Genomic DNA, 7,400 nt, shown 5'->3' with positions numbered 1-7,400 from the left:
ATTCTGGCTGCACAAAGGCGCGGAGTTCTGATGGAAGTAGGCAATGGGCGGGTAAACTTCAATTTCTCCGTGGCGAAGGCGGCTATGCAATGTGGCCTCTTTCCGAATATCATCAGCAGTGATGCAACCCTTTCTACCTATCACAAAGATAGAGCCATGTGGGATTTAACTTTCGTCATGTCGAAGTTCATGAGTCTTGGTATGCCGTTAACCGATGTACTGCGAGCCGTGACCGTGACCCCGGCGAAGCAGCTGGGCCTTTCGGGACGATTGGGTGTGCTGGTGGAGGGCCGGGATGCCGACGTAGTGCTCTGCCGCATGGATAATGACACAGTGGAGTTCCGGGATTCGGACGGAAATACCCTCATTGGCCCACGGGGAATTGTTCCTACAACGGTTTTTCGCTGCGGCGAGATTGTATATCAGGAATCCAGTGATTGAATTTTAACGGGAGGACTTATGAATAAAGAACAAATTATCTCTCTGTTTCCGGAATTTCAGGAGATTCAGAATTCGAACCTCCGTGAAAGCGCCATCAGGGCCATGCAGACAGCCATGGAAGCGGGCGGCTGGAGTATGGAGAACATCTCAGCCTGTCCGGTGACGATGAACTGGAAAGATTGCGATGTTTCCTGGGTTGAGCATGTGGCGGATGTGACGGATATTTGCATAATGGAGTTTGACAAGCTGGAAAAGTTTTACTCCCGCCACCACGTTCCTTTTAGTCGGGATGTAGTGATTACAGGAGCGTTGCTCCACGACATCGGTAAGCTGACAGAGTTTATATACAGGGACGGCAAGGCCGTCCACGGAGAGAGTTTTGAACTGGTCCGGCATCCGCTGTCCGGCGCACTGCTGGCTGCAAAGGCAGGTCTACCCGATAATATCATACATTTAATTGCTACTCATTCTTTTGAAGGGGACAAGTCCTATCAGACACAGGAATCCTCTTTTGTACGGGCAATTGATATGTTTGTCTTTAAGTGCTCCGTGCAGGGTCTGGAAAAACGTTGAACAAGACGGTCCGTGCTTTTGAATTGTTAGCAGAATCCACAAGGGGTCAAATATATATCTGAAGGAGAAACAACATAAAAAAAATCGCAACTTTTGCAATTGCATCCGCTATGTGCCTCAGCCTTTTGGCTGGATGCGGCAACTCTAGCAACACCTCTACTCCCGCAGTTTCCTCCGGCGCAGGATCTTCCGCTGCAACAGCTGGAGCTGACTGGCCCAACAAGACCGTTACTCTGCTGTGCGGTTTTGGTGCAGGCGGCAGCTCCGACCTGGGTGTCCGGTCACTGGCTACCGCGCTCGAGAAGCAGACCGGTGCTTCTTTCATTGTGCAGAACGTGACTGGTGCCAACGGCTGGATGGCCTGGGCACAGCTGTTGCAATCCGATGCTGACGGCTACACAATTGCTCTGGTTTACACGCCCTCTCTATTTACCGATTATCTGGATCCCCAGCAGGGACACACTGAGACCATGGATAACTTTGATTTTATTTGTAACCACGTCACTGACTACGGTATGCTGGTCTGCAAGACTGGCACCTATTCTGACATGGGAGACTTTATGAAGGCTGCTGAAGGCAGCGGTGGTGTGACCGTGGGCGATGTTGGAGCCAACGGCAATAAGCATATTGCTACCATTCAGCTGGGCAATGCCAATCCCAAAACTACTCTGACAGCTGTTCACCAGTCTGGCTGGAGTGACAATTATGCCGCTTTGTTAGGCGGTACTCTGGACGCTGTGAGCTGCACATACGGTGATATTGCTTCTGTTCTGGGCGACGGTGATCTGCAGGTCCTGTGCGTGTTTGCTGATAATCGTCTGGAGCAACTGCCGGATGTTCCCACGTGCTCTGATGCCGGTTACGGTGATATTGTCTCTGCACCTTCCCGCGGCTATATGCTACCTCAGGGTGTTGACGCTGACACCAAGGCCAAGATCGAGGAGGTCTTTGCATCTGCTATTGCTGATACCAAGCATCAAGCTGATATGAACTATCTGGGTCTCAATATAAACTATTTGGGCGGACAGGATTACGTTGATATGTTGAAGGGTCAGGAGCAGCAGATTATTGATCTGAAGCCTGAACTGGGCTGGAACTAACCCGGACAACCTGACGGATTCTGCCATTGGATGCCGCTGTGTGTCATAGTCGCACAGCGGCATCTTTGAAGGAAAGGAAGACACCCTATGAAATTAAAAGAATGGAGCCAGGACATTGCTGTGGCACTGATTTTGCTGATTCTCAGCGGTATCATGCTGTTAAATGCCATGTCGACCATGTCTGCCGAGGCAAGACAGTTCCCGGTTTTGATTCTGGCGTTGTTTATCGTTCTCTCGGTTGCGCTGCTGATCAAGGGCATCAAGGATACCCGGGATGCCGCCGCTGGCAAGGAAGTGAATTCGGAGCGGCTAGTGTTTGAGCAAATCAAGTTCCCGCTGCTAGCGTTTGTGTTCATTACCGTCTATGTAATAGCCGTGGATATGATTGGTTTTATTATCCCCTCTCTGCTGTTTACAGTCGGTATGATGTGGTTCAACTATGCTCGCAATAAATTTGCTCTCATTTTGGTGCCTGTTGGACTGGTGGGCTTTCTGTATGTCCTGTTCACCTTTGTTCTGGCATCCCGGTTGCCGTAAAACAGGAGGAAGAAAAAATGTGGCACGAAGTATTAATAAACCTCTTAAGTGTTGAAAGCTTGCTGGCACTGATTGCTGGTGTTGTGGGCGGTATGGTTATCGGCGCACTGCCTGGCCTGAATGCTACCATGGCAATTTCTCTGTTGATTCCCATTACCTACACTATGTCTCCCTATGCAGCGTTTATCATGATGATGGCTGTGTACACCTCCGCATTTTATGGCGGCTCTCTGACAGCCATTCTGATCCATACCCCTGGTACGCCTTCTTCTGCCGCAACTGCAGGCGATGGCTATGCGCTCACGCAACAGGGCCGTGGCCTGGAGGCTATGGGTATGTCCACGGTTGCATCCATGGTTGGCGGTACCATCAGCGGCATTGCCTTGCTGACGTTGGCTCCATTGCTTGGTAAGGTCTCCTTGATGTTCAGCGCACCGGAGTATTTTCTGATCGTCATAATGGGCCTGTCCGTTATCGGTGGCCTTGGCGGCGGATCTGCGATCAAAGGCTTTTTGATGGGTTGTTTCGGCCTGATCCTGGGTACCATGGGCACCGATGGCATTACCGGACAGTTGCGTTTTACTTTTGGAATTAACGGCTTGTATTCTGGAATCTCTCCTGTACCGGCTCTCATTGGTCTATTTTCCATTTCGCAAGCTCTGGTTTTGTGTGAACAGCACAACAATTTCAAAAAGGGCCTGCACCGCACTGTGGATGAAAAGTCCCTGCACGGAAAGTTTTTGCCTGCCCGCAATGAAATTGTGCATTATCTGCCCAACTTCATTCGATCCGCCATCATTGGCGTTATAGTTGGTGTTCTGCCTGGCGCCGGCGGCGACATCGGCGCATGGTTTGCCTATAGTCAGGCAAAAAAAACTTCCAAGCATCCCGAGGAGTTTGGCAAAGGTTCTATGGATGCCATCTGCGCTTCCGAGACGGCAAACAACGCCGTTACCGGCGGCAGTATCATTCCTCTGATTACGCTGGGTATTCCGGGTTCCACCGTGGCTGCTGTTTTGCTGGGGGCTTTGATTCTGCACGGCTTGACTCCCGGGCAGTCCATGTTTACCAAGAACGTCACCACAACCTATACCATCATCATTGGCTTCATTTTGGCAAATATTTTGATGGGCCTAATTGGTATGTGCATATGCCGTCAGGTGATTAAGATTACAAAGGTTTCTGATGCACTGCTGATTCCTATCATCGTGGTTTTGTCCACCATCGGCTCTTTTTCCATCAACAACCGGATCAGCGATGTGTACATGATGTTGATATTTGGCATCATCGGCTACCTGTTTAGAAAATTGGATCTGCCTACGGCTCCCATTATTCTGGGCATGTTACTGGAAGCAACTGGTGAGTCTGGATTTAAAAATGCCATACTGATGTCTAAGGGTGAGCCTGTCCTGATGTATTATCTTCAGCGTCCGGCGAGCCTGATACTGCTAATTCTGATTTTTATCAGTGTGGGGCTTCCTATTGTGAAGAGCTTAGCTGGAGTTATCAAGAAGAAAAGCGCCAAGGCCTGATCATGGTTTTCGCTTACTAATGGTTAGCTTCAATATGAACTTACTGTAAACAAAAGCTTTTCATCCTGAATGAGCAGGACTTCGGCTTAAACAGGCTGAAGTCCTGCTCGTTTTCATAGGCGATGGGCTCCTTCCAAAATATAAAATATATTGTAAGGCACTTGCATGTTTTTAAAAAAAGTGTATTATGAAATAAGGAACATAAATTACTATAATTACTGAAACAAAGAACACGAACTATTCTGCATCACAATTTGGAGGAGGAAATTCTCATGTCCGTTGGCAAACGTATTTTTATGAAGCGCGAAATGCCTGATCCCGCGATTATGAACCAATTTAAATCCATCCCCGCGTCTAATACCGCGGATGTCATGGGGCGCAGCTGTGCCATGCATCCCCGCATTCGTCTGGTCAGCAGCCCTGCGGCTCAGATGATGGTGGGGCCTGCCTACACCGTTAAGGCGCGCGCCGGGGATAACCTGGCCCTTCACGCGGCACTGAACTTCTGCCAGGAAGGCGATGTGCTGGTAGTGTCCAACGAGGGCGATGACAGCCGTGCCCTGATGGGTGAGGTGATGATGGCCTATCTGAAATGCACCAAAAAAGTGGCGGGCATTGTGCTTGATGGCCCTATCCGCGACATTGACGAGATTGGCAAGTGGGATTTTCCTGTTTATTGTACCGGTACAACCCCCGGAGGCCCCTATAAAGAGGGTCCCGGCGAGATCAACGTCCCCATTGCCTGCGGCAACGTAAGCGTTAATCCTGGGGACATCGTCTTGGCCGATCCCGACGGCGTAATTATCATTCCCCGCAAGGACGCCGCGCAGGTACTAGAGGACGCCAAGGCGTTCCAAGCGGTGGACGAGGTCAAGCTGCAGGCCGCCAAAGACGGCACGGCCAAGCGCGGCTGGGTTGACAAGCTGTTGGAAGAAAAAGGCTTTGAGATCGTTGACGACATTTATCAGCCCTGATTTCTAAGATAGAAAAGCAAGGAGAAAACTGCGATGAGCCAAATAGCAATCACACTGATTATTCTCGCAATTACGATTGTCCTCTTTATTTGGGAACCTATCCCCATTATCGTCACCGCCGTTGGCGCGTCCATTGCATTCGCTTACACCGGCATCATTGAGGTAGGCGACATCTTTACCGGATACAACAGCAATACTATTGTCCTTCTGTGCGGTATGATGGTGGTTGGTTCCTCGCTGTTTCATGCCGGTATTACCGACCTGATCGGCGAGAAAATGGTTAAAATTACCGGTAAAAATGAGCGGAACATCATTTTAGTCACGCTGATCGTGTCTTGCCTGCTCAGTTCTGTGTGCAGCAACATCGGCGTGATGACGGCCATGGCGCCGCTGGTCACCGCTATGTGTCTGGCTGCGGGCTTCGGGCCTTCCAGGGCATTGCTTGCCCTGCTGTTCGGCGCACAGTTCGGTGGATTTGTTACGCTCGTAGGCGTTGGCTCCAACGCCACCGCCAACAATGTAATGTCGGAGCTGGGTATCGAGCCTTTTGGGTTTTTCAGCATCACTCCTTTCGGCATAGGGGTGGGTATCATCGGAATCCTGTACTTCACGTTTGTGGGCTATAAATTCCTCCCTGACACCGGCTATGTTCCCGAGTTTGCCAAAACGGAAAAGAAAAAACTGGACACCAGGAAGGCATCCATTTCCGTTGCCACTTTGTTGTGTGTTCTGGTGGTCATTGCCACCGGTACAAAAGTCATTCCCATGCATATTGCGGCCGTGATGGGCGCGCTGGTCATCGTGGCCACCAGATGCATGAGCGTTCAAGAGGCTATCCGCGCCATTGACTGGAACTGCATGCTGCTTGTCGGATCCCTGACCGCCATCTCCACAGGCGTCAAAAACAGCGGTACCGGTGACGCCGTGGCAAATCTGATCCTGAAAATTCTGGGCGAGCATCCCAGTGCCTTTATGATCACAACGGTTATTTTCTTTGCCGCCTCCTTGCTGACGCAGGTCATGTCCAACATCCCCACCATCATGCTCTTCCTGCCCATCGGTGTTTCCATTGCACAGCAGATCGGCGTGAGCCCCTATCCCATCGCCATGACCATCACTCTGGCGGGTGCCGCCTCTTATGCAACGCCTTTCGCCGCTCCCCAGAACATGATGACCGTGGGCTGGACGCACTACAAATTTACGGATTTCATGAAGATCGGCCTTCCAATGCTTCTGGTCACCTACATCGTGGTCATAGCACTGATGCCCGTCTTCCTCCCCTACTGATCGGAAGGTGCCCGCATGAACGATTTGTTGCGCGGAGCCTATGATCTTCATATCCATACGGCACCCGATGTGGTACCTCGGAAATGCACGGATCTGGAAGCAGCTCGGCGAATGCTGGCAGCCGGCATGGGCGGTGGCGCAATCAAGTGCCACTATCTGGACACTGCCGCCCGCGCCGCGCTTTTGCGAGAGCAGTTCCCCCAACTCAATATTGTCGGTGGAGTTGTTCTGAACCGCTCAGTTGGCGGGCTGAATCCCAGTGCGGTGGAACGCACCGCACAGGCAGGCGGGAAATTGCTCTGGTTCCCAACCTTGGAATCCCGCGAATATCAGCGCTTCCAGCATCGCGACGACCCAACTGCAAATCTTTCCAGCTATATTCCGGTCTGCGATGAAAACGGTCGCCTTCTTCCGGCGGCGCTGGACATACTGGACGCTGCCGCGCAGTATCAGATGGTGGTTTGTACCGGCCACATCGGCCCATCGGAGGGCATGGCATTGGTTCGCGAGGGTCAGCGCAAAGGCTGTACCATAGTGCTGACCCATGCCGATAATCCTGCCGACCAATACAGCACCGCGCAGCAGATTGAGGCGGTCCGGCTGGGTGCTGTGGTGGAACACAGCTTTTTTACCACTTACTATGGCCGCACACCAATAGAAGAGATTGCACGGCAAATTCGCGTAGTCGGCTGCGAAAACGTGATTCTAACCACCGATTTTGGCCAGCCCAAGTCACCGTTTTTTGATGAGGGTATGGCCCAATACGCTCACCTGCTGCTAGAGAATGGCTTTACGCCGGATGAACTGCGGCAAATCATGTGCCAAAATCCCAGGAGAATCCTCTCCTGATGTTTCGTTGCAAAACGCGCACATACAATAACGATAGGAGTAAATTATCATGGCATGGAAAATTCTTCTTCCTCAGGAGATCATGTCCGAGGGCCGCGCTCTGCTGC

The 7,400-nt window shown here is 51.2% G+C and carries 8 protein-coding genes; all 8 read left to right on the top strand.

Annotation, left to right across the window (positions count from 1 at the left end; translation table 11 throughout):
* Nucleotides 1-441: amidohydrolase family protein (locus RT018_RS02635; protein ID WP_312938997.1), on the top strand; the 441-nt coding region annotated here is incomplete at its 5' end.
* A gap of 18 nt (nucleotides 442-459) precedes the next feature.
* Entirely contained in the window at nucleotides 460-1,014 is a 555-nt protein-coding gene (locus tag RT018_RS02630; RefSeq protein ID WP_312938996.1) for an HD domain-containing protein, read from the top strand.
* Between the two features lie 125 nt (nucleotides 1,015-1,139).
* Nucleotides 1,140-2,114, top strand: a complete 975-nt coding sequence (locus tag RT018_RS02625; protein ID WP_312938995.1) for a tripartite tricarboxylate transporter substrate binding protein — start codon at nucleotides 1,140-1,142, stop codon at nucleotides 2,112-2,114.
* An 87-nt stretch (nucleotides 2,115-2,201) separates the two neighbouring features.
* A complete protein-coding gene (locus RT018_RS02620; protein ID WP_312938994.1) occupies nucleotides 2,202-2,651 on the top strand; it encodes a tripartite tricarboxylate transporter TctB family protein in 450 nt (149 codons plus the stop codon).
* 17 nt (nucleotides 2,652-2,668) lie between these two features.
* Nucleotides 2,669-4,183, top strand: a complete 1,515-nt coding sequence (locus RT018_RS02615; protein WP_312938993.1) for a tripartite tricarboxylate transporter permease — start codon at nucleotides 2,669-2,671, stop codon at nucleotides 4,181-4,183.
* Nucleotides 4,184-4,455: 272 nt separating this feature from the next.
* A complete protein-coding gene (locus RT018_RS02610; protein WP_312938992.1) occupies nucleotides 4,456-5,157 on the top strand; it encodes an RraA family protein in 702 nt (233 codons plus the stop codon).
* A 33-nt stretch (nucleotides 5,158-5,190) separates the two neighbouring features.
* Entirely contained in the window at nucleotides 5,191-6,444 is a 1,254-nt protein-coding gene (locus RT018_RS02605; protein ID WP_312938991.1) for an SLC13 family permease, read from the top strand.
* A 15-nt stretch (nucleotides 6,445-6,459) separates the two neighbouring features.
* Entirely contained in the window at nucleotides 6,460-7,293 is an 834-nt protein-coding gene (locus tag RT018_RS02600; protein WP_312938990.1) for a DUF6282 family protein, read from the top strand.
* Nucleotides 7,294-7,400: the final 107 nt, after the last annotated feature.

Origin of the sequence: Oscillibacter sp. (genome assembly GCF_032060045.1) — a bacterium.
Lineage (GTDB): Bacteria > Bacillota > Clostridia > Oscillospirales > Oscillospiraceae > Oscillibacter.
Note: the sequence above shows the minus strand (reverse complement) of the source record. Positions and strands in the feature narration are given on the sequence as shown.

Bases quoted from the DNA above. Each gene is read 5' to 3' on its own strand.
- RT018_RS02630 (WP_312938996.1), top strand. From the start codon at position 460: ATGAATAAAGAACAAATTATCTCTCTGTTTCCGGAATTTCAGGAGATT.
- RT018_RS02620 (WP_312938994.1), top strand. From the start codon at position 2,202: ATGAAATTAAAAGAATGGAGCCAGGACATTGCTGTGGCACTGATTTTG.
- RT018_RS02615 (WP_312938993.1), top strand. From the start codon at position 2,669: ATGTGGCACGAAGTATTAATAAACCTCTTAAGTGTTGAAAGCTTGCTG.
- RT018_RS02610 (WP_312938992.1), top strand. From the start codon at position 4,456: ATGTCCGTTGGCAAACGTATTTTTATGAAGCGCGAAATGCCTGATCCC.
- RT018_RS02605 (WP_312938991.1), top strand. From the start codon at position 5,191: ATGAGCCAAATAGCAATCACACTGATTATTCTCGCAATTACGATTGTC.
- RT018_RS02600 (WP_312938990.1), top strand. From the start codon at position 6,460: ATGAACGATTTGTTGCGCGGAGCCTATGATCTTCATATCCATACGGCA.